A 21,037-nucleotide genomic window follows, 5' to 3' on the forward strand; every position below is an offset into this window, starting at 1 on the left:
CCGGTTGCGGGACCGCCGACGGCACAATGGCCGGTATGCACAGCCAGCCGGCGTGGGAGGCGGTGCGGTCCCACCTGCGGGCGCACCGCTACGAGCTGGCGGCCGGGTTCCCGCCCGGCCTCGCCGGGACGCCGCTGCTGTCCCGCCCTGCGTGGGTGCCGCCCGAGCCGGTGCCGCTGTCCTCGGTGCGGATCTCGTTCACGCAGGCACCGCCGTGGGACCTGCCTCCGGCCTCCGGTGACCCCGCCTACCCCAGCTACTCGGCGGCGATGACGGCGATGGACGCGCCGACCGTGTTCGAGAACCGGCCGACCTGGCGGTTGCTCGACGCCGACCTGGCCGGGACCGCCTCACTGGTGTTCGGCGACGGCCGGTACTTCGACTCCATCGACACCGGGGAGGCCGCCGCGCACGAGTACGCCTCGGCCCTGCTCGCCGGCACACCCACCCCGCTGCGTGACGCCGTCGGCGATCCGACCGATCTCCGCGGGCGGCCCGCCAACCTGGCCGTCTCCGCCCTGACGCGCCGCGGCGACGACCAGTTCCTGCTCCACTGGCGCGACCCGGCGAAGGTCGGGCACGCGGGCGGGCTCTACCAGGTCGTGCCGGTCGGGGTGTTCCAGTCCTCGGGACCCGGCGACTTCGACCTGTGGCGGTTCCTGCTGCGTGAGTACGCCGAAGAACTGCTCGGCGAGCCGGAGGTCACGGCGCCGGACTACGGGACCTGGCCGTTCGCGGTCGCGATGACCGAGGCACTCGCCGACGGCTCCGTCACGGCCGACGTGCTCGGCCTCGGCGTCGACCCCCTGACGTTCGCGACCGACCTGCTCGTGCGGGTGGTCGTCGAAACGGCCGTGTTCGACGAGATCTTCGGGTCGAGGGTGGCGGTCAACGACGAGGGCGCTGTCTCGATGCGACCGTTCACTCAGGACTCGATCGAGGGGCTGCCGATGCAGGCCGCGGGAGCGGCACTGGTTCGGCTGGCGCTGGCCGCCGGGCCAGCACGGTGACCGGCACCAGCGCCAGCAGCCCGCCGACGACCGCGACCAGCTGGTAGCCGCCGACGCCGAAAAGGAGACCCGCGCCGAGGCTCGCGAGCGCGGAGGTGCCCCACACCACGCCGTCGACCGCGCCCTGCAGCTGGATGCGCTGGTCCTCGGGCAGCTCACGGGACAGGATCGCCGAACCGCCGACGAACACGAGGTTCCAGCCGTACCCGAGCAGGAACATCGCGACCGACAACCCGGCGACGTCACCGGCCCCGAACGCCGCGACGGCAGCGACGGCGAGGCACCCGATGCCGAGGTAGATCACCGCGCGGCCACCGAAGCGGTCGGTGAGCCTGCCGGACAGCGGGGCCAGCGCGAACATGCCGATCATGTGCACGGAGAGCACGACGCCGAGCACCTCGAGCCCGTGGGCGGCCATGTGCAGCGAGGTCATGGACATGATCGCGACCATGGTGAGCTGGGCGCACACCATCGAGACGAGCGGGGCCAGCACGACCGGGGTCCTGAGCGCGGACAGTGACGTCCGCCGGGCGGGCGGTGCGGGGGTGCGCCGGAGGGTGGTGGCCGCGCCGAACGCGACGGCGGTCATCACGACGGCGACGAGCACCGGCCCGGCGAGTGCCGGAAACCCGAGCGTGGTGGCGAGTCCGGCGCCGGGGGCGATGAGCGTCGGCCCGACGACGGCACCGACCGTGCCGGCCCAGACGATCATGGCGATGGCGAACCCCTTGCGGTGCGTGGGAACCCCCTCCGCCGCGAGGTAGCGGGACAGCTGCGCGGCGCCGTTTCCCAGGCCCAGCAGGAACATCCCGACGATGAGCACGACCATCGTGTGCGTGGTGGCCGCGGCGAAGGCGACGAGCGCGCCGACCACCGCCGCGCCGTAGAGGCCGCGGACGACGGTGCGGCTGCCGTGCCTGGCGATGAGCTGGCCCGCGGTGAGCGTGCCCGCGGCGGTACCGAGGACGCTGAACGCGTTGGGGACACCGCTCCAGCCGGGGCCCGCGGCATCGTTGGCGATGAGGGTGGCGGCCGTGCTGGCGCCCGCCATGGCCGTGTTGACCGCCGCGACACCGGCGAACAGGGATCTCATGCGTCTGACGCTAGGCGTCGAAGGAGCACTTCCTGAACGGCTTTCGGCAGGCATACTGGCCGCCTGACCAACGAATCGAAAGGAAGATGGGCGGGATGACCTTTCGTTCGGAAAAGCCCCTGGACACCCTCGACTGGCGCCTGCTCGCGGAACTGCAGTCCGACGGGCGCCTGTCGTTCAAGGAGCTGGGTCGCCGGGTGAACCTGTCGGCGCCCGCGGTGGCCGAGCGGGTGCGGCGCATGGAGGAGAGCGGCGTGATCACCGGCTACCGGGCCGAGGTGGACGCGCGGCAGGCCGGGTACCCGATCATGGCGTTCGTGCAGCTGCAGTGCAGCCTCGGCAGCTGCCTGCTGAGGACCAGCGCGCCGACCGACTACCCCGAGATCGTCGAGGTCCACAAGCTGAGCGGCGACCACTGCACGATGATCAAGGTCAGGGCCGCGACCCTGGCCCATCTGGAGGGCCTGTTCGAACGCCTCGACAAACACGGCGAGACGCGTACCTCTGTGGTCCTGTCCACCCAGTACGATGGCGGGCCCGTGGAGCCGCCTGACGAGAACTTCCCGCACGCCACCCCGGCAGAAGGCTGGGCCAGACGCCCCTAGGAGCCTGGCGTGTACAGGACGCTCAGGAACTCCACCAGTAGCCGTTCCCGCAGAGGTGGGGGCGCCACGGCCAGCATGGCGTTCACCTCGGCCATCCGCTTCGGTGCGGCCACCTTCGTCATGCCTGCCATCGCCAGCAGTGCGCCGAATGCCTCCGGGGTCAGCTCGGCAGGGTCGAGGCCCGCGATGGTCGACGTCACCTCGGGGCCCATCGTCACCGGGCCGGACCGCCGAGCCGACGCCACCGCCGCCGCGAGGTCGGCAAGCAGCAGCTCCTCGGTGCCGTGGTTCGCGGCCGTCACCGTCAGGTGCAGGTTCGGCGCGGACGACTCGAAGCCGAACTGCGGCTGCAGGTACCAGCCCCGCTCGGTCATCTCGTCGGCGACCGTGAACACGTCGAAGTCGTCGGCGTCCGCCGCGACCGACAGCAGTGTCGAGCGGGGATCGCCCTGCAGCCGCAGGCCGTCCATGGTGGCGATGCCGGCACGCAGCGTGCGGGTCGCCGACAGCACGGTCGAGGCAAGCGACCGGTACCCGTCGTCGCCGAGGTGGTTCAGCACCGCCCACGCCGCCGCCAGCGGGCCGCCGGACCGTGTCGACTGGAGCGTCGAGTTCAGCATCGTGTAACCCGGCCACGACGCGCTCGCGAAGAACTGTGGCCGCCGCAGGTCCGCATCGGCGTGCAGGAGCACCGACGTCCCCTTCGGACAGTAGGCGTACTTGTGCAGGTCGACCGACAGGCTGGTGACGCCGGGCACCGAGAGGTCGAAGTCCGGCACGTCCTCGCCGAGGGCGCGGAAGTACGGCAGCACCCAGCCGCCGATGCACGCGTCCACGTGGCACCGGACGCCCCGCTCCCTCGCCGCCGCCGCGACCGGGACCACCGGGTCGACCACGCCGTGCGCGTACGAGGGGGCGCTCACCACGACCAGGACCGTCCGGTCGTCGATGGCCGCCGCCATCGCCTCGGGGTCCGCGGTGAACGTGTCCGGCGACACCGGCACGGTCGCCACCTCGACGTGGAAGTAGTGCGCCGCCTTGTGGAACGCGGCGTGCGCGGTCGAGGGCACGACGATCCTCGGCCGCGTGACGTCCCCGCGGGACGCGCGGGCCGCGTGCACCGCGAGCATGCAGCTCTCGGTGCCGCCGGAGGTCACGGTGCCCACGGTGGCCGGGCCGCCACCGAGCAGCGCCGACGCCGCCGCCACGATGTCGTTCTCCATCCGCAGCAGGCTGGGGAACGCCGTCGGGTCGAGGCCGTTGGTGGAGCTGGCGAGCGCGTGCGCGCCCGCGGCGAGTTCGTCCAGACCGGACAGACCACTGTCGTACACGTACGCGAGCGTCCTGCCGCCGTGCGTCGGCAGGTCGCCCGCGCGTAAGGCACGCAGGTCGTCGAGGATCCGGTCGGCCGGCAGACCGGCGGTGGGCAGGCTCACGCGAACAACTCCTTGCGCCGCAACAACGGCAGCGCCGCGAGCGCGAACACGGCCGGGATCAGGCCGACCCCGACGACGACGGCGGTGACAGCACTCGACGGCTGGGCGACTTCCTCGCCTGCCGACGAGACGTACCCGCCGAGGGACAGGACCAACCCGTACAACCCTGGTCCCAGCGCGAGGCCGAGCGTCTCCCCGGCCGTCCACACGCCGGCGAACACGCCCGCGCGGACCTGGCCGGTGCGCTTCTCCTCCGCGCTGATGACGTCCGGCAGGAGCGACAGCGGGAACACCTGCAGCCCCGCGTAGCCGACCCCGGCCGCCGCCACGAACACCACGATCGCGACCGGCGGCAGCACCCGCGCGAACAACGCGCCGCACATCCCGACCGCGAACACGAACGTCGAGACCACGTAACCGAGGCGCTTGCCGTGCCTGGCCGCGAACCGTTGCCACACCGGCATCACGAGCAGCGCGGGCGCCACGAAGGCGGCGAACAGCAGCGGCTGCCACGACTTGTCGCCGAGCGCGACCCTGGCGAGGTAGTCCACACCCGCCAGCAGCGTGCCGATGCCGACCGCTTGGATCACGAACGCGGTCAGCAGCACGCGGAAGGGGCGGCAGTCCCGTACGGCGGCGACGGTCTCGCGCCAGCCGGCCACCGACGGCAGCGGCGGCACGACCCTCGCCCGCGCGGTGCCGACGAACACGGCGACCGAGCCGAGCAGGATCAGCACGCCGACCCCGATGCCCATGACCCGGTAGCCGGCCAGACCACCGAACGCGTCGCGCACGGCGGGTGCGCCGGCGCCGCTGATCAGGATGGCGACGGCGAGCACGGCGATCCGCCACGCGGTGAGGCTCGTCCGCTCGGTCGGGCTCGTCGTCAGCTCGGCGGGCAACGCGTTGTAGGGCACCTGGAAGAACGCGAACGCCGTGGCGCACAACAGGAACACGACCGCCACGTACAGCGCGTCCACCGTGGCCGAACCGGTGTCCGGGCCGGCGAACAGCGCCGCGAAACAGATCGCGAGCGCGACGCCGCCATAGATGAGGTAGGGCCTGCGGGCGCCGAGCCTGCCCGTGGTGCGGTCGCTGATCCGCCCGGCGACCGGGTTGAACACGACGTCCCACGCCTTCGGCAGCAGCACGAGCAGCCCCGCCACCGACGCGGGCACGCCGAGCGTGTCGGTCAGGTACGGCAGGAGCAGTAGTCCCGGCACCGTGCCGAACGCACCGGTCGCCAACGACCCGAGCGAGTAACCGAACCGAAGGCGTCCGGTCAGCCGGTCCCCGACCGGAACGTGAGAGGTATTCGTCATTGCCCGCAAACCCTACGGTCAGTGCCGGACGGCGTCCAGCCCTACCACGTCAGGATGAGACGGCACTCCCCCTTTTCCAACACGGTTCCCCCGTCCGGAACGGACACGCCGGCCGGGTAGGCGTCGACGCGCAGGCTGCCGGTGCCCGGCCTGCCCGCGCTCTCCCAGGCACGCACGTGGACGAGGAGGTCGTTCGCGACGGCCTCGTTGCCGTAGCCGAGCACGGTCAGCTCGCCGTCGGTCCTGCTGAGCAGCGCGACGCCGTCGTCGCCGAGGATCCCGGCCGTCACCCTCGACTCCGGCGCGGTCAGCGGCGCGGCACGCAGCAGCGGGGAGTCCGCGCCGGCCACTTCGGACAGCGAGCACCAGCGGGGCTCGCGGACGGCCAGCCACAGGCTGAACCCGTCGAACAGGTCGTTCGCACTCGGTGCCGTGCCGGTGCCCGCGACCGCGGGCGCCTCGGCGAGGACGTCCGCGAGCGCGGCGGCGTCGACGTCGCGGTCCTCCGGCAGGCTGAGCGTGACCGTCTCGCCGACCAGGAAGCTGCGCTCCGGCCCGGCGAAGGGGCCACGCATGCGCATGAACCCGCACGGCTGCGCGGACAGGCTGGTCCAGTGGTCGCCGTCCACTTCGAACGCGACCGTGCGCTGCACGCCACGCAGGTCCAGCGGGACCACCAGCCGCCCACCGGGCGCCAGCTGGTCCCGCCAGGCCGGGGCGAGATCCCACACGCCCACGGTGGCGATGATCCGGTCGTACGGCGCGCCGTCCGCGTGGCCGAGCGAGCCGTCGCCGGTCACCAGGACAACGTCCTGGCAACCGGCGGCGTCGAGGTTCTCACGGGCTCGCTCGACGGTGTCCTCGTCGAGGTCGACGCTCGTGACGCGGCCCTGCTCGCCGACCATGTGGGCGAGCAGGGCCGCGTTGAAGCCGGTGCCCGCACCGATCTCCAGCACGCGCTGGCCGCGCCGGACGGCCAGCTGGTCGAGCATGATCGCCATGATCGTCGGCTGGGAGGACGAGCTGATCGGCCGCCCACCCTCGTCGCGTTTGGTGACGATCGCCTCGTCCCGGTAGGCCTGCTCGGGTGGCAGGTCCGGGAGGAAGAGGTGTCTCGGCACGGTTCGCAACGCGTCGAGAACGATGGGGTCGGTCGCGGCGCCCTGCTCGCGCACCTGGTCGACCAGGTGTTGCCGCAGGGCGTTCAGCTCAACGGGCACCAGCCAATGCTGCCAGCGTCAGAGGGATCTCTGGTAGGACCGAAACGCCCGGGTCGCGATGAAGCCGGTGACGACCGCGACGGCGAACAGGCCGCCGAGCCGCAGGAAGACGGCTGACCAGTCAGGATCCGTGGACAGCGCTTGCCTTGCGGCAACCACCGCCCAGTCGACCGGGTTGTACGAGGACACGGTCTGGATCCAGGCCGGTGCCGCCTCGCGGGCCATCATCGCCGAGGACAGGAACGACAGCGGCAGGGTGAGCATGGTGGAGAACCCGATCAGGGACTCACCCGTCCGGACGATCAACGCCATCCCGTTGGACAGACAGGAGAACGAGGCCGCGAGCAGGATGGCGGCGAGGAACATCACGAGGATGCCGACGATCCCCCCGGCGAACTCGGCGCCGAGCGCGAGCCCGACGAGCACGACGACGACCCCCTGCACGAGGATCGTGACCGCCTGGTTGAGCACCGAGGCGAGCATCATCGCGCCCCTGCTGACCGGCGAGGAGAGCATCCGGTCCATGACCCCGCGGTCCATGTCGTCGATGAAAGCCATGCCGGACCAGCCGCTCGTGAACAGCACGGTCATGATCACGACCCCCGGCGTGAGGAAGTCGATGTAGGACCCGGTGGCGAACCCCGGCAGCTCGACGATCCGCTTGAACAGCTGCCCGAACAGGAGCAGCCAGATCATCGGCTGGATCAGCATGATCACCACGAACGCGGGCTGCCGCAGCATGCCCCTGACGAGCCGTTGGGTGAGGTACCCGCTGTGCGGCGCGAGGGTCGTCATCGGGTCTGCTCCTTCGGCGTGGCTTCGGTCCTGGTGGCGGGCTCCCTGGTGGCGACGAGTGCGCCGACCAGCCGGAGCGAGAGCGTGAAAGTGGTCACCTGGCCGCCTCCACCTTCTCCTGGGCCGCGTCGGCCGAGGCGAAGGTGCGGCCCGTGTAACGCAGGTACACGTCGTCGAGGGCCGGCCTCGCCACCGTGACGGCCGCCACCGGCACCGACGAGCGCTCCAGTGCCGCGAGCGCCGCGGGGACGGCGCTCGCGCCGTGGTCGACCCGCGTGCGGATCGAGCGGCCCGAGACCGTGATCTCCCTCGTGCCCGCCATCCCCTCGATCGCGGTGCGCGCCGCGTCGACCGACGCGTCCGGGGACAGGTCGATCACGACGGCGTCGCCACGCAGCTCGCTCTTCAGCTCCTCCGGGCTACCCTGGGCCACCAGGCGGCCCCTGTCGACGATCACCAGGTGGTCGGCGAGGTGGTCGGCCTCCTCGAGGTAGTGCGTGGTCAGCAGGATCGTCAGGCGCTCGTGCCTGGCCAGCCGCGCGATCTCCGCCCACATCTCGCTGCGGGCCTGCGGGTCGAGGCCGGTCGTCGGCTCGTCGAGGAACAGGACCGAGGGGCGGTGGACCAGCCCCATGGCGACGTCGAGCTTGCGCTGCATGCCCCCGGAGTACTGCTTGGCCAGCCGGTTCGCGGCGTCGGTCAGGCCGAACAGGGCCAGCAGCTCGTCGACCCGCGACTTCGCGGCGCGGCCGCGCATGCCGTGGATCTGTGCCACCAGCAGCAGGTTCTCCCTGCCGGTGGCCTGCGGGTCCGTGCCCGACGCCTGCGTCACGACACCGATCGCGCGACGCACCTCGTTCGGGTGGCCGAGCACGTCGATGCCTGCCACCGTGGCGGTGCCGCTGGTCGGCGTGGACAGCGTGGTGAGGATCCTGATGGTGGTGGACTTGCCGGCGCCGTTGGGCCCGAGCAGGCCGAACACGGTGCCGGCGGGCACGGTGAAACTCAGCCCGTCGAGGGCCGTGACCTGCCCGTACTTCTTCACGAGGTCCATGGCCTCGATCGCATGCGTCATCGGACGCTCTCCTCCTGGTTGTGGACAAACCAGGCCGGTCCGCACGCACGGCTATCCTGGACAGTGCCTGTCGCAAGAGGGCACCTGGAGCCGGTGTGCAGCCGAGCCTGGGTTTCTGTCACTGGCCGGGTGTTGGCGCACCCGGCCAGTGTCGTGTTTCGGGTCTCCCCTCGTATATCCGAAGTCGAGTATGCTCGTGGCGTCAGCGTGACGTCAATAGTGGTGTCAGTCGAGGTGCCAGTTGACGCCCAACTCGTCGAAGGCGCGGCTCCAGTCGGCCTCGCCGGGCACGCCGTCCGAGATCTCGTGCGCGCGCCTCCACGCCTGGATCTCGGGCATCTCCGCCTTCTTCAGGCGCTCGATCGTGCTCACGACGAACTCGCGCTCGGCCCGCCTGAGCACCTGCGCGTAGTCGGCCTCGATCATCCACAGGTAGGGCATGCCGCGTGCGGCCATCTGGGCGAAAATGCCGTCGTTGGCGGCGATCTCGGCGTCCAGCCGGGTGCGACGGGTCTCCAGCAGCCGCACGACCTCGTCCGGCGAGAGCACCGGCATCAGCGACAGCGCGGCCTCGAACTGGTGGTACTCCTTGACCGGCACGGCGAGCAGCTCGCTCATCCAGTCGACCAGCTCGATCCGGCCGGGCTCGGTGATCGCGTAGACCGTGCGCTCCGGCCTGCGGCCGTCGCGGACGGTCTCCCGCACCTCGATGAGCTTGTGCCGCACCAGCGATTCGACCACCGAGTACAGCGAGCCGTAGTTGAGCTTGATGCTCTGCTCCTTGGCCCGTTCCCGCAGCGTGCTCGACATCTCGTAGGGGTGCATCGGCTTCTCGGCGAGCAAGGCGAGCACGGCGAGCGCGAGCGGGTTGGCCACCTTTCGCTTGCCCATGCCCGTGAGCTTAGCTCAAATATTCGAGGCCAAGTATTCGCCCCGGCGCACGTGTTCAATGGGGGTTGTGAGCAACCCACCCGAGTACCGACAGCACCGTTTCTCCCTCCCGGAAGGCGCCACCGAGATCCTGCTGGTCAGGCACGGCGAGTCCCAGCCCGCCCGCGAGGACCGGCCCTTCGCCCTCGTGGACGGACAGGGCGACCCGCCGCTCGCACCGTTCGGCGAGGAGCAGGCCGTGCGGGTCGCCGAACGGCTGGCCCACGAGAAGCTCGACGGCATCTACGTGACGAACCTGGTGCGCACGCAGCAGACGGCGGCGCCGCTGGCCGCGCGGCTCGGCATCACGCCGGTCGTCGAACCGGCGCTGAGGGAGGTCATGCTCGGCGAGTGGGAGGGCGGCCTGTTCCGCATCCGCGTCGCCGAGCACCATCCGGTCGCGGTGGAGATGTTCGAGAAGGAACGCTGGGACGTGATCCCCGGCGCCGAGTCGACCGAGGCGCTCGCCGACCGGCTCAGGGAGTCGATCGAACGGCTGGCCGCCAGGCACACCGACCGGCGGATTGCGGTCTTCACCCACGGCGGCGTGATCGGCCAGGTCGTGTCGATGGCCACCGGCGCACGGCCGTTCGCGTTCACCGACGCCGACAACGCGTCGATCACGCAGCTCGTCGTGTGGGGCCCGCGGTGGCTCGTGCGGCGCTTCAACGACACGGCCCACCTCGACACCCGCTTCACGATGCGTGCCGAGCCGCTGGAGTAGCCGTATCCCGTGGTGGAGGCACGGCATTCACACGCATTTTTCCGAAAGTTACACAGCCCACCCGATCAGGTAATCCTGCATTCTGCGGTTGCGGCTTTGTCCGCCGTCCCTCAGTCTTGTTCTCACACCCAGCCCCTGTCTTTCATCCCACGCTTCCAGACGGGGGTCGGGCGTCGGGCGGCGCGTCGTCGAGCGGTCCTCCCCTTCTGCGCTCCGACGCGCCGCCCGCCTTCTATTGTCGGAACATGTCCGAGGGGTAGGAAAGTGACCGCCGAGCACGAGCGCCTCCTGGCGCTGGCAACGCCATTGCGTGCTCTCGGCTGGGTTTTCCTGCGCACCACCCTCGCCGCACCCACTCCGCAGCGGACCGTCGACGCCTTGTTCGGCCTTCGCACCTTTGGTGATCTCGAGGACAACGTGCAGATATGGGAGGGGTGGGCGACCGCTTCTCGGCTGCGCAAATGCGGACGTCACGAGGAGCAGGTTTGGCATTGTGCCGGGCGGATTGATCGAGTTATCCAGGAATTGGTCCAACTGCCCGAGTGAGTGCGTCCCGAGAAGCCCCGGACCCACCGCACTGAAGGACGCCTTCCTAACGCCCGGCGTCACGAAGGACGCCTTCGTTACGCCCGGCGTCACGAAGGACGCCTTCATTGCGTCGGTGGCGGCCAGTGAGTGCGGCAACACTTAAGCGCGTGCTTGACTTTGCAGCGGAGGCGGCTACAGTTAAGTGCATGCTTAACCATGAGTCGCAGGCCGCGGACCGGGTGTTCCACGCCCTCGCCGACGCCAACCGGCGGGCGATGATCGAGCGCCTGACCAGCGGTCCGGCCACGGTGAGCGAGCTGGCGCGTCTGCTCGGCGTAACGGTCGCGGCGACGGTCCAGCATCTACAGGTGTTGCAGGCGAGCGAGCTGGTCCGGTCGGAGAAGGCCGGACGCGTCCGCACCTGCCAGATCGACCCATCCGGGCTGCGGCGCGCCGAGGAGTGGCTGCGCCGGCGGCGAACCACGTGGGAGCACCGCCTCGACCGCCTCGGCGACGTCCTCGGCGAGAGCCACACGGACCCGGGGCACCCCTCCAAGGAGCACAGATCATGACCGAGCACTCGGTGAAGCACAGCACGTTCACGCTGGAACGGACCTACTCCGCCAACCCCGCCCAGGTGTTCGCGGCATGGGCCGACCGCGACACGAAGGCGAAGTGGTTCGCGGCGAACGACACCGCCTACACACTGGACTTCCGAGTCGGTGGCGCCGAGGCCGTCCACGGACGCACGGACGACGGTGCGGAGATCGTCGTCGAGTCGGTCTACCGCGACATCGTCACCGACGAGCGCATCGTCTACACCACCCTGCTGTACGGCCGCGGCGTGCTGGCGACCGTGTCGGTGACGACCGTCGAACTCGTCCCCGACGGCTCCGGCACGCGGCTGGTGCTCACCGAGCAGGGCACCTTCCTCGACGACCAGGAACAGCCCCAGTGGCGCGAACAGGGCACCGCCGACTGGCTGGACGCGCTCGGCCGCGAACTCGGGCGGCCCTGACGGCCACCCCCGACCTCACCCGAAGGGAGTCCACCATGCCCACCGCACGGACAACGAACGAAGCGAGCCCCGAAGCCGAGATCCGCGAGCTGTTCGAGACTCGCACCCGGGCACTCGCCGCCAAGGACGCCGCCACGCTGGCCGCCGCCAACGACCCCGCTGTCGTGGTGTTCGACGCCGTCGCGCCCTTCGTCCGCCGCGGCGACGAGACGACCGCGCGCAAGCAGGAGTGGCTCGCCGCGTACCGCACCGGCATCGGCCACGAGATCCGTGACCTGGAGATCACCGCGGCCGCCGACCTCGCGTTCTGCCACTTCCTGGTCCGGATCAGCGGCACCATGGTCGACGGCACCGAAGTCGGCATGTGGGTACGGGCGACCAGTTGTCTCCGCAGGCGCGACGACGGCTGGAAGATCGTCCACGAGCACGCCTCGGTGCCCTTCGACGCCGAGACCGGCGACGCGGTGGTGACCGGCGAGCTGTGAGATCGGCGAAGCGTGGTGAAGGCAGGCACCTCCACCACGCTTCGCCTTCCGCTGACGGGTCAGAGGCGCGCCCAGAGGTACTGGAGCCACACCTCGTTCGGCGTCAGGGAACGGTTGTAGAACATCAGCTCGTCCATGCGGCAGTTGCACGGGTTGCGTTCCACCGTGTTCTGGGGGAAGCTGCCGCCGATCTTGATGCCCCTGGGGTCCGAGGCCGTCGTCACGTCCGGTTCCGGATCACCCGTCAGCAGCCAGGGATCGCCGGTCACCGTGTAGAAGCCGTCCAGTGGCCTGCCGTCCCGGTACAGCACCATCTTTCCGGTGTCGTAGTTGTACGTCGCCGCGAGGAAGACCCATTCGTTCTGGGGCAGGATCTCCTGCCACGGCAGGCTTGCCGCGAAGGTCTGGGACGCGCCGCCGTCGATCCGGCGGCCCAGCGCCACCACCTTCAGCTCACCGTTGACGTCGATGATCTCCAGCAGTGCCCGCACGGCGTGGCCGTCCGAGTCGCCGGTCAGGACGCCGGCGAGGCCGATCGCGTTGTACAGGTCCGTGGGGTTCGGGGTGACGGTGTTCGGGCTCGGGTTCGTGCCGGTCATCTTGAACCAGCCCATGACCGTCGCCTCGCGGGTGGCGTTGAACGCGTGCAGCGACTGGAGACCGGTCTGCGCGTAGATGCCTGCCTTCCAGTCGTCGTTGCCGGTCACCGTGCCGACCTGGCCCAGCTGGACCGCGTGGCGGAAACCGTCCCGGACCCGGGGCGCGCCGTTGATCAGGTTGATGTCCGTGTGGGATCTGCCCTGGTCACGTTCGACACCACCCGTGGCGGGGTGTTCGAAGTCGTAGTACGCGACCAGGTTCTGCTTCAACGGCGGGAAGACGCCGCCCAGCCGGTGGCCCGCCCCCGTCGCGGAGGCGGGCACCGTGCCGGACAGCGCCGCCAGGGTCGCACAGCACAGTGCGATCACCAGTCGACGCATCCGGGTCATCCCTGTGCGACCTTGCCGGTGGCGCGGAAACCGCGTGTCCGGCCGATGTTGTCGAACGAGCCGAAGCCCGTCCTACCCGACGCCAGCGTGGTGTCCACCGCCGTCATCACCAGTTTTCCGTCCACCTTCACCGAGATCTCGCCGGTGCTCGCACAGTGCGTGACGCTCACGTCGTGCCACTCGCTGTCGACGATGGTCGGTGGCGCGCCGCGCGACATCTGCTCGCTCCACTGGTCGTCCAGCCGCAACCTGTCCGCGTTGTTCACCAGGAAGATCCCGTTGTGCGGATAGATCGTGTTGTCGGTCGACACGTGTGCGTAGTAGAACTGCGTGTCCGACTCGTAGCCGAAGACGACGATCACGTCCCGGTTCGTCACGTCGACCGGCGTGTCCAGGCGGACCTTCGCGTCCACGCGGACGTTCGAGAATGCCGGCCCCTTCGACATGACCGCGTACTCGAACGGACGCCTCGGGCCGGGTCGCTCGGCACCCGCCTCGGCCAGGATCGCCTCGCCGTGGCGGAACTCCCACTTCGCCGGCGTGACCGGGGTCCACGAGCTCGCACCGGTGGCACCGACGGTCGTGTGGCCGGTACTGCAGCTCGCGAAGCGCTGCGTACCCGTCACCTTCCAGATCTTCCCGTTGGCCTTGGCGATCAGGTACAGCTCGCCCTTGCCGTCCTGGCCGAAGCGCAGGTCGACCCGTGGGTCGCCGACGAGTTCCTGGAACGTCGTCCGCTGACCGTTGAAGTACACCTGCGCCTGGTAGATCTGCGCCAGCGGGCCACCCCGGCGCATCTGGTTCGCCTCGGTGTAGAAGATCCGGCCGTCGACCAGGTCGGTGAACAGGTACTTGCCACGCAGCTCGGGAATGGTGCCCCGGTAGACGAAACCACCGTCGACCGCGTGCCCCGAGTCGGAGCACAGGTTCGACCCCGGCGGCGGGTTGTGGTCGAACGCGGCCACCGGATAGGTGTAGCCGTACTGCGCGTCGTCGGCGGGCAGCGGGTACACACCGCACTGCGGGTCGCCGCGCTTGTAGACGAACGGCCCTTCCCGTTCGCTCCAACCGAAGTTGTCACCGGCCCTGACCTCGTCGACCTGCTCGATGCGGTGCTCGCCGATGTGGCCGAGGTACATCCTGCCGGTGTTGGGGTCCCAGCTGAACCGGTGCGGGTCGCGGAAGCCGCGTGCGTAGATCTCCCGCACCACACCGGTCTGGCCCGCGTACGGGTTGTCCGGCGGAATGCCGTACTGACCGCCCGTGCCGTTCGTGCCGAGCGGGTTGATCCGCAGGACCTTGCCGAACGGGTTGGTCAGCTCCTGCGGCACGGTCGAGATCGCGCCCTTGCCGCCGTCGCCGGAGGCGATGTAGAGGACGCCGTAGTCACGGCTGCCCCTGCGGGCGTACGGGTTGAAGTCGATCTGCTGGATCGCGTGGATCTGCCCGTGCTCACCGAGCCGCAGGATCTCGCGGTGCGTGCCGCTGAACGTGTCCGCGGCCGGGTTGGTCGCGGTCCACTCGGTGATGATCGAGTGCAGGAACGGCGGGTCGGTCTCCACCGGGAAGGTCGTCGGCTTGCTCAGCGCGGCGCCGTTCTCGCTGTGCACCGTGTAGAACTTGCCGTTGCGCGCGAAGTCGGGGTGGAAGGTGATGAACCCGGCGCCGGTGCCGAGGCCGCGACCGGAGAAGAAGTCCGGGAACTGCGCACGCACGTCGAGGTAGACGTGCTGGGTGCCGTGGTCCAGCAGGTACATGTTGCCGTTGAGGTCCGGCACGTACAGCCTGCCGGAGCCGTCCGGTATCTCACCGAGGTGGTTGATGCGGGCCCACCGCATGAGCCTGGGGTCGGTCGGCGCCGGTACGGGCTCGCTCTTGGGGAACTGCGCGAACTCGGCGACCGTGAGCCCGAGGCTCGACGGCACTGGGTCGGGTAACGGGTCCTGGATTGGTTCGTCGGCCTGTGCCGCCGCGGATGCCGGCACAGCCAGGCCGGCCGCGACCACCGCACCGGCGACCGCTACCAGCCACCGTCTGGGTTTCGACATATCCGCCCACTTCCCTGTGGGTTGACGTGGTCAGGAAAGCGCTTTCCGGCAAGCGCTTTCCTGACCCTACAGACGGGTTCGACCGATATGCAAGAGCCGACCGGCGGCCCCCGGCGGCAGCGTCCGGCGGAACCGGGAGGTAACCGGAGGAGTTCCCGGCGGCGGTCTGATCGCGAGTTATGGTCAGTCGCGTGTTCGCCGCCGAGCGTCGTCAACGGATCGTCGAGCTTGTCCGTTCCAGTGGGGCCATCTCCCTGCGCGAGTTGGCAAGGCAGGTGCAGACGTCCGAGGTGACCGTGCGTCGGGACCTCCGTGCGCTCGCCGCGCAGGGCCTGCTCGACCGCCACCACGGCGGCGCCGCACTGCCGGGCGGGTTGTCGCACGAGCCCACCTACTCCGAGAAGGCACTCGTCGCCTCGGACGCCAAGGCCGCGATCGCCACCCTGGCCGCCGACCTGGTGAGCGACGGGGACGCGATCGTCGTGGGGGCGGGCACTACGACGCAAGCGTTTGCCGCACGGCTGACCAGGCACAACGAGCTGACCGTCGTGACCAACTCCCTGCTGGTGGCGACCGACCTTGCCGGCGCGCGCGGGGTGGACGTGGTGATGACCGGCGGCACTCTGCGGGGCTCCATCCACGCGCTCGTCGGGGGCACCACGGAGCAAGCGCTTTCCTCCATCAGGGGCACCCGTGCGTTCATCTCCGGCAACGGCCTGACGGCGGCACGCGGGCTGTCCACGCCGAACCTGACCGTCGCCGGGGTCGACCGGGCACTCGCGGGCGCGGCACGGGAGGTGGTCGTACTCGCCGACCACACGAAGATCGGCACCGAGGCGTTGCTCCAGACGGTCGCGACGGAGGACATCCAGCACCTGGTGACCGACGACGCCTCGGACGCCGCCGAGCTGGACGCGTTGCGCGAGCTGGGCATCACGGTGCACGTGGCGTCGGTGCCGACCACGACGTCGTGAGGGTCGCGACCTGAACCCACCGCCACCACTTCGTGAGGGTTCTACCCCGAACGGGGACTTCCACCACTGGTGGACCAGTGGTCGGGGCCTGCCGCGCGCACACTGCGCGAAGTCATCACCCAATCGTGAGGTTTTGTTCACCCGATGAACGAAACTGTTGAGTCTTGACAGATATCTTTCGTATGTGACTGAATTTGATCGGTGAGGCCACCGGCGAGGGCGTGGCCTCCCTGATCGGCGGGAGTGCCAATGACGGCATCACGTTCACTTCGCCCTGTTCAGCTCGCCGGTATCGCGGTCCTGTCCGCGGCGCTCACGCTGGCGGGCTGCACCAAGTCCGAGGACTCCGGCGCGAGCGACTCGGGCAAGAGCACCGGCGGCGAGCAGGTCGCGAAGGACGACATCAGCGGCCCGACGTGCGACCTGAAGACCTACGGCGGCGACAAGATCGACCTCAAGACCGCGGTGGTCGGGTTCTCCCAGTCGGAGAAGGAAGCCAACCCGTTCCGCATCGCGGAGACCCAGTCGATCAAGGACGAGGCCGCGAAGCTCGGGGTCAAGCAGCTGCTGACCACGAACGCGAACTCCCAGCTCAGCAAGCAGATCAGCGACATCCAGGACATGATCAACCAGGGTGCCCAGGCACTGGTCGTGGCGCCGCTGAACTCCGACGGGCTCGAGCCCGCGCTGGCCGCCGCCCGCGCCAAGGACATCCCGGTGCTGACCGTCGACCGCAAGGTCAACTCCGAGCCCTGCAAGGACTACGTGGCCTTCCTCGGCTCGAACTTCGTCGAGCAGGGCAAGCGCGCCGCCCAGGAGATGGCCAAGGCCATGGGCAACAAGGGCAAGGTCGCGATCCTGCTCGGCTCGTCGGGCAACAACGTGACCACCGACCGGACCAACGGGTTCGTCGACGAGATGAAGAACGTCGCGCCGGACATCGAGATCGTCGCGCAGCAGACCGGTGAGTTCACCCGGGAGAAGGGCCAGCAGGTGATGGAGCAGATCATCCAGGCCCAGCCCGACATCACCGGCGTGTACGCGGAGAACGACGAGATGGGCCTCGGCGCGCTGGTCGCGTTGAAGAGCGCAGGCAAGACGCCGGGCACGGACGTGCAGGTCGTGTCGATCGACGGCACCCGCAACGCCGTGCAGAAGGTCGTCGACGGCGAGATGGCCGCGGTCGTCGAGTCCAACCCGCGCTTCGGACCGCTGGCGTTCGACACACTGCAGAAGTTCCTGAACGGCGAGGCCGTGCCGCAGAACGTCGTCATCGACGACAAGCTGTACGGCAAGGACAACGCGCCGGCCGAGGTCTCGTCGGCGTATTGATGGACCCGATCCTTGTCGCAACGAGCGTCGGCAAGCGGTTTCCCGGCGTCGTCGCACTGTCCGAGGTCGACCTCGCGCTCGCCGCGGGCGAGGTGCACGCCCTGGTCGGTGAGAACGGCGCCGGGAAGTCCACGCTCATCAAGATCCTCACCGGCGTCTACCAGCCCGACGACGGCACACTGACCTACCGTGGCGAGCCCGCCACCTTCGCCTCGCCCATGGCGGCGCAGCAGGCGGGCATCGCGACCGTGTACCAGGAGGTCAACCTGGTGCCGCTGCGGTCGGTGGCGAGCAACCTGTTCCTCGGCCGCGAGCCGAGGAACAGGCTCGGGTTGCTGGACTTCCGCGCCATGAACAGGCAGGCGCGTGAGCTGCTCTCCTCCTACGGCGTCGACGTCGACGTGACACGTCCACTCAGGACACTCGGCATGGGTGTCCAGCAGATGGTCGCGGTGGCACGGGCCGCGGCGACGCAGACGCGGGTCGTGATCCTCGACGAGCCGACCTCGTCGCTGGAGCCACGCGAGGTCGACACGCTGTTCGGGATCATCGAGCGCCTGCGGTCCGACGGTGTTGCCGTGCTCTACGTCAGCCACCGGCTGGACGAGCTGTACCGGATCTGCGACCGGGTCACCGTGCTGCGCGACGGCCGACTTGTCCACAGTGGACTTCTCGCCGAGCTGCCGAGGCTGCGGCTCGTCGCCACCATGCTCGGCCGCGACCTCGAGGAGGTCCGCCGTGACGGCGCGACGAAGTTCGAGGGCGAGCACACCGCGGACGAGAAGCCGGTGCTCACCGCGACCGGGCTGACCAGCAAGCACCGCCTGGACGACGTGTCGGTCACCGTGCGGCCGGGTGAGATCGTCGGGCTCGGCGGACTGCTTGGCGCGGGCCGCAGTGAGACGGCCATGGCCATCGCCGGTGCGCTGCCGCTCGACGGCGGCGAGGTGTTCGTCGCGGGCAGGCGGATGCGTACCGGGTCGGTGGCGGTCGCCATGCGGGCTGGGGTCGTGATGCTGCCGGAGGACCGCAAGGCCGACGGGATCCTGCCGGACCTGTCGGTGCGGGAGAACATCGTGCTGGCCGCGCTCCCCCGGCTCTCGCGCACCGGTCTGGTGTCGAGGAAGCGGCAGGACGCGATCGTCGACACGTTCATGAAACGCCTGCGCATCAAAGCTTCCTCCCCGGACCAGCGGGTCGGCGACCTGTCGGGTGGGAACCAGCAGAAGGTGCTGCTGGCGCGGCTGCTGTGCACGCAGCCGAAGGTGCTGCTCCTCGACGAGCCGACGCGCGGCATCGACGTCGGCGCGAAGGCCGAGGTCCAGGGGCTCGTCGACGAGCTGGCCGCCGAGGGGCTCGGCGTCGTGCTGATCTCGTCGGAGTTCGACGAGGTGGTCGAGGGCTCGGACGCGATCGTGGTGCTGCGGGAGGGACGGGTGGTCACGACGTTGCGTGGCGCGGACGTGAACGAGGCAGCCCTGCTCGACGCCCTGGTGGACGAGACATGACGACGACATCGGCCGTGCCGAGGGTGTGGTTGCGGGACAACGGGGTCTATGCCGCGATCGTCGTGCTCCTCGGCTACAACCTGGCGTTCACCGACAACTTCGCGACCGTCGCGAACCTCAACACCCAGCTCGTGCAGGTCGCGCCGATCCTGATCGTGGCGCTGGGCATGGCGCTGGTGATCGGCACCGAGGGCGTGGACCTGTCGGTCGGCTCGGTGATGGCCATCGCCGCCGCGATCCTCCCGCTGTACCTGGGCTACGGCCTACTGCCCGCGATCGGGCTCGGACTGGTCGCCGGCGCGTTGTGCGGGCTGGTCAACGGCACGCTCGTCGCCGTCGTCGGCATCCAGCCGATCGTCGCGACGCTCGCGTTGCTGGTCGGCGGGCGCGGGCTCGCGCTGGTGCTCGCGGACGGGCAGCTCAAGGACATCCGCAACCCCGCGCTGCTGGACCTGGGGGCGGGCAAGGCACTCGGCGTGCCGTACGTGGTGCTCATCGCGATCGTGCTGACGGTGCTGGTGTTCCTGCTGGTCCGCTACACGACGTTCGGCCGTCAGCTTGTCGCGGTCGGCGGCAACCGCTCGGCGAGCGGGCTCGCCGGACTACCTGTGCGGCGCGTGTTGATGACCACGTACGTGCTGTCCGGCGTGCTCGCGGCCATCGCCGGGGTGGTGGCGACGGCCAGGCTGACCGCGTCGGACCCGTCGTCGGTCGGGAGCCTGTACGAGCTGGCCGCGATCACGGCCGTCGTGGTCGGCGGGACGCCGCTGTCCGGTGGGCGGGTGCGGGTTCTCGGCACGGTCGCGGGCGCGTTGCTGATGCAGCTCATCACCGCGACACTCATCAAGCACAACCTGCCGGACTCGACGGCACAGATCGTCCAGGCGGCCATCATCGTGGTCGCCGTGTACCTGCAGCGATCGAGGGCGACGGCATGACGACGACCGCGGAGACCCGGACCCCTTCCGTCGCGGCCAACCGCACGACCGGCCGGGAACGGCTGGCCGGGCTCGCACAACGGCGTGGTTCCGTCGTCGTGCTCGTGCTTCTCGTGGTCATCGCGTCCTTCGCGTTCGACCGGTTCGCCACCGTCGGGAACGTGCGGAACATCGCGATCCAGAGCAGCTTCCTCGCGATCGTCGCGCTCGGCATGACGTTCGTGATCATCTCCGGCGGCATCGACCTGTCCGTCGGGTCGGTGTTCGCGCTCGGCGGGGTCCTCGCCGCGTACGGGATCCAGTGGGGCAGCCTGGTCGGCCTGCTGCTGCCGCTGGTGGGGTGCGGCCTGATCGGGCTGGTCAACGGCCTCCTGGTCGCGTACGGCCGTCTCGCGCCGTTCATCGTCACCCTCGCCACGCTCCTCGGCGCCCGAGGGGTGGTGCTCGCGATCACCGACGAGGGTTCGACCACCCGCCTGATGCCGCGCGACGACCTGCTCACCAGGATCGGCCAGGGCACGTTCCTCGGCCTCGGCATCCCGGTCTGGATCACACTGGTGCTGTTCGCGATCGGCGTCGTCGTGTTGCAGCGCACGGGTTTCGGCCACTCGATCCTCGCGGTCGGCGGCAACCGCGAGGCGGCGACGCTCATGGGCCTGCCGGTCGTGCGCAACACGTGGGTGGTGTACCTGGTGAGCGGCCTGACCGCGGGCCTCGCGGGTGCGCTGGCCGCCGCCTACTCGGCGTCCGGCGTCACGATCGTCGGCGAGGGCCTCGAGCTGGACGCCATCGCGGCGGTCGTCATCGGCGGCACCCTGCTCACCGGCGGTGCCGGTACCGTCGGCGGCACGCTCGCCGGTGTACTGCTGCTGCGCGTCATCCAGAACGTGATCAACCAGGTCGGCACCCTGAACGCCAACTACCAGACCGTGGTCAGTGGCGCGTTCCTCGCCGTCGTCGTCGCCGTGCAGGCATATCTCAGTCGAGCGTCTCGATGAGGAGGTTGG

21 protein-coding genes are annotated in these 21,037 nt (G+C 69.9%); 12 read left to right on the forward strand and 9 right to left on the reverse strand.

What is annotated here, in order from left to right:
• The first annotated feature begins 35 nt into the window (after nt 1-35).
• Nucleotides 36-1,010 (forward strand): transcriptional regulator, encoded by a 975-nt coding sequence (locus tag CLV71_RS15015; RefSeq protein ID WP_133903375.1) that lies wholly within the window; start codon nt 36-38, stop codon nt 1,008-1,010.
• Here CLV71_RS15015 and CLV71_RS15020 read toward each other — a convergent pair.
• The gene (locus tag CLV71_RS15020) at nt 922-2,103 is read right to left on the reverse strand and encodes an MFS transporter (RefSeq protein ID WP_243866467.1); all 1,182 of its coding nucleotides are present in this window, start codon (nt 2,101-2,103) and stop codon (nt 922-924) included. The two genes, CLV71_RS15015 and CLV71_RS15020, sit on opposite strands and share 89 nt — an antisense overlap.
• A gap of 95 nt (nt 2,104-2,198) precedes the next feature.
• Between CLV71_RS15020 and CLV71_RS15025 the strand changes: the two genes are divergently transcribed.
• On the forward strand, nt 2,199-2,708 hold the full coding sequence (locus CLV71_RS15025) for an Lrp/AsnC family transcriptional regulator (RefSeq protein WP_133903377.1): 510 nt from the start codon (nt 2,199-2,201) through the stop codon (nt 2,706-2,708).
• Here the strand turns inward: CLV71_RS15025 and CLV71_RS15030 are convergent.
• From CLV71_RS15030 to CLV71_RS15055, 6 genes are all read right to left on the reverse strand, one after another.
• Nucleotides 2,705-4,123 carry a pyridoxal phosphate-dependent decarboxylase family protein gene (locus CLV71_RS15030; RefSeq protein ID WP_133903863.1) on the reverse strand — a complete coding sequence of 473 codons (1,419 nt, stop codon included), beginning with the start codon at nt 4,121-4,123 and terminating at the stop codon, nt 2,705-2,707. The genes CLV71_RS15025 and CLV71_RS15030 overlap by 4 nt on opposite strands.
• A gap of 17 nt (nt 4,124-4,140) precedes the next feature.
• The gene (locus CLV71_RS15035; RefSeq protein WP_133903378.1) at nt 4,141-5,466 is read right to left on the reverse strand and encodes an MFS transporter; all 1,326 of its coding nucleotides are present in this window, start codon (nt 5,464-5,466) and stop codon (nt 4,141-4,143) included.
• Between the two features lie 41 nt (nt 5,467-5,507).
• Entirely contained in the window at nt 5,508-6,686 is a 1,179-nt protein-coding gene (fxlM, locus tag CLV71_RS15040) for a methyltransferase, FxLD system (RefSeq protein WP_166664105.1), read from the reverse strand.
• 18 nt (nt 6,687-6,704) lie between these two features.
• Complete coding sequence (locus CLV71_RS15045) at nt 6,705-7,481, reverse strand: ABC transporter permease (protein WP_133903380.1); 777 nt, start codon at nt 7,479-7,481, stop codon at nt 6,705-6,707.
• Nucleotides 7,482-7,575: 94 nt separating this feature from the next.
• A complete protein-coding gene (locus CLV71_RS15050) occupies nt 7,576-8,556 on the reverse strand; it encodes an ABC transporter ATP-binding protein (RefSeq protein WP_133903381.1) in 981 nt (326 codons plus the stop codon).
• 225 nt (nt 8,557-8,781) lie between these two features.
• Nucleotides 8,782-9,447 (reverse strand): PadR family transcriptional regulator, encoded by a 666-nt coding sequence (locus tag CLV71_RS15055; RefSeq protein ID WP_133903382.1) that lies wholly within the window; start codon nt 9,445-9,447, stop codon nt 8,782-8,784.
• Between the two features lie 58 nt (nt 9,448-9,505).
• Between CLV71_RS15055 and CLV71_RS15060 the strand changes: the two genes are divergently transcribed.
• The 5 genes from CLV71_RS15060 to CLV71_RS15080 all read left to right on the forward strand — a co-directional run bounded on the left by CLV71_RS15060 (nt 9,506) and on the right by CLV71_RS15080 (nt 12,241).
• Nucleotides 9,506-10,210 (forward strand): histidine phosphatase family protein, encoded by a 705-nt coding sequence (locus CLV71_RS15060; protein WP_133903383.1) that lies wholly within the window; start codon nt 9,506-9,508, stop codon nt 10,208-10,210.
• Nucleotides 10,211-10,474: 264 nt separating this feature from the next.
• Nucleotides 10,475-10,756 (forward strand): hypothetical protein, encoded by a 282-nt coding sequence (locus tag CLV71_RS15065; protein WP_133903384.1) that lies wholly within the window; start codon nt 10,475-10,477, stop codon nt 10,754-10,756.
• Between the two features lie 188 nt (nt 10,757-10,944).
• Entirely contained in the window at nt 10,945-11,310 is a 366-nt protein-coding gene (locus CLV71_RS15070; RefSeq protein WP_133903385.1) for an ArsR/SmtB family transcription factor, read from the forward strand.
• A complete protein-coding gene (locus CLV71_RS15075) occupies nt 11,307-11,756 on the forward strand; it encodes an SRPBCC family protein (RefSeq protein ID WP_133903386.1) in 450 nt (149 codons plus the stop codon). Before CLV71_RS15070 ends, CLV71_RS15075 begins: the two co-directional genes overlap by 4 nt.
• Before the next feature lie 35 nt (nt 11,757-11,791).
• Nucleotides 11,792-12,241 carry a YybH family protein gene (locus CLV71_RS15080; RefSeq protein ID WP_133903387.1) on the forward strand — a complete coding sequence of 150 codons (450 nt, stop codon included), beginning with the start codon at nt 11,792-11,794 and terminating at the stop codon, nt 12,239-12,241.
• A gap of 59 nt (nt 12,242-12,300) precedes the next feature.
• On the opposite strand, the gene CLV71_RS15085 is transcribed toward CLV71_RS15080, so the two are convergent.
• Nucleotides 12,301-13,221 (reverse strand): LamG-like jellyroll fold domain-containing protein, encoded by a 921-nt coding sequence (locus CLV71_RS15085; RefSeq protein ID WP_243866470.1) that lies wholly within the window; start codon nt 13,219-13,221, stop codon nt 12,301-12,303.
• Nucleotides 13,222-13,226: 5 nt separating this feature from the next.
• Entirely contained in the window at nt 13,227-15,278 is a 2,052-nt protein-coding gene (locus CLV71_RS15090; protein WP_133903389.1) for a PQQ-dependent sugar dehydrogenase, read from the reverse strand.
• 191 nt (nt 15,279-15,469) lie between these two features.
• Between CLV71_RS15090 and CLV71_RS15095 the strand changes: the two genes are divergently transcribed.
• From CLV71_RS15095 to CLV71_RS15115, 5 genes are all read left to right on the forward strand, one after another.
• A complete protein-coding gene (locus tag CLV71_RS15095; protein WP_208297574.1) occupies nt 15,470-16,252 on the forward strand; it encodes a DeoR/GlpR family DNA-binding transcription regulator in 783 nt (260 codons plus the stop codon).
• A 249-nt stretch (nt 16,253-16,501) separates the two neighbouring features.
• Entirely contained in the window at nt 16,502-17,584 is a 1,083-nt protein-coding gene (locus tag CLV71_RS15100; RefSeq protein WP_133903391.1) for an ABC transporter substrate-binding protein, read from the forward strand.
• Nucleotides 17,584-19,092, forward strand: a complete 1,509-nt coding sequence (locus tag CLV71_RS15105; protein WP_133903392.1) for a sugar ABC transporter ATP-binding protein — start codon at nt 17,584-17,586, stop codon at nt 19,090-19,092. Before CLV71_RS15100 ends, CLV71_RS15105 begins: the two co-directional genes overlap by 1 nt.
• Complete coding sequence (locus CLV71_RS15110; protein WP_133903393.1) at nt 19,089-20,030, forward strand: ABC transporter permease; 942 nt, start codon at nt 19,089-19,091, stop codon at nt 20,028-20,030. Before CLV71_RS15105 ends, CLV71_RS15110 begins: the two co-directional genes overlap by 4 nt.
• Nucleotides 20,027-21,028: an ABC transporter permease gene (locus CLV71_RS15115; protein ID WP_133903394.1), complete on the forward strand. Its 1,002-nt coding sequence runs from the start codon at nt 20,027-20,029 to the stop codon at nt 21,026-21,028. Before CLV71_RS15110 ends, CLV71_RS15115 begins: the two co-directional genes overlap by 4 nt.
• Nucleotides 21,029-21,037: the final 9 nt, after the last annotated feature.

Origin of the sequence: Actinophytocola oryzae, assembly GCF_004364325.1 — a bacterium.
Lineage (GTDB): Bacteria > Actinomycetota > Actinomycetes > Mycobacteriales > Pseudonocardiaceae > Actinophytocola > Actinophytocola oryzae.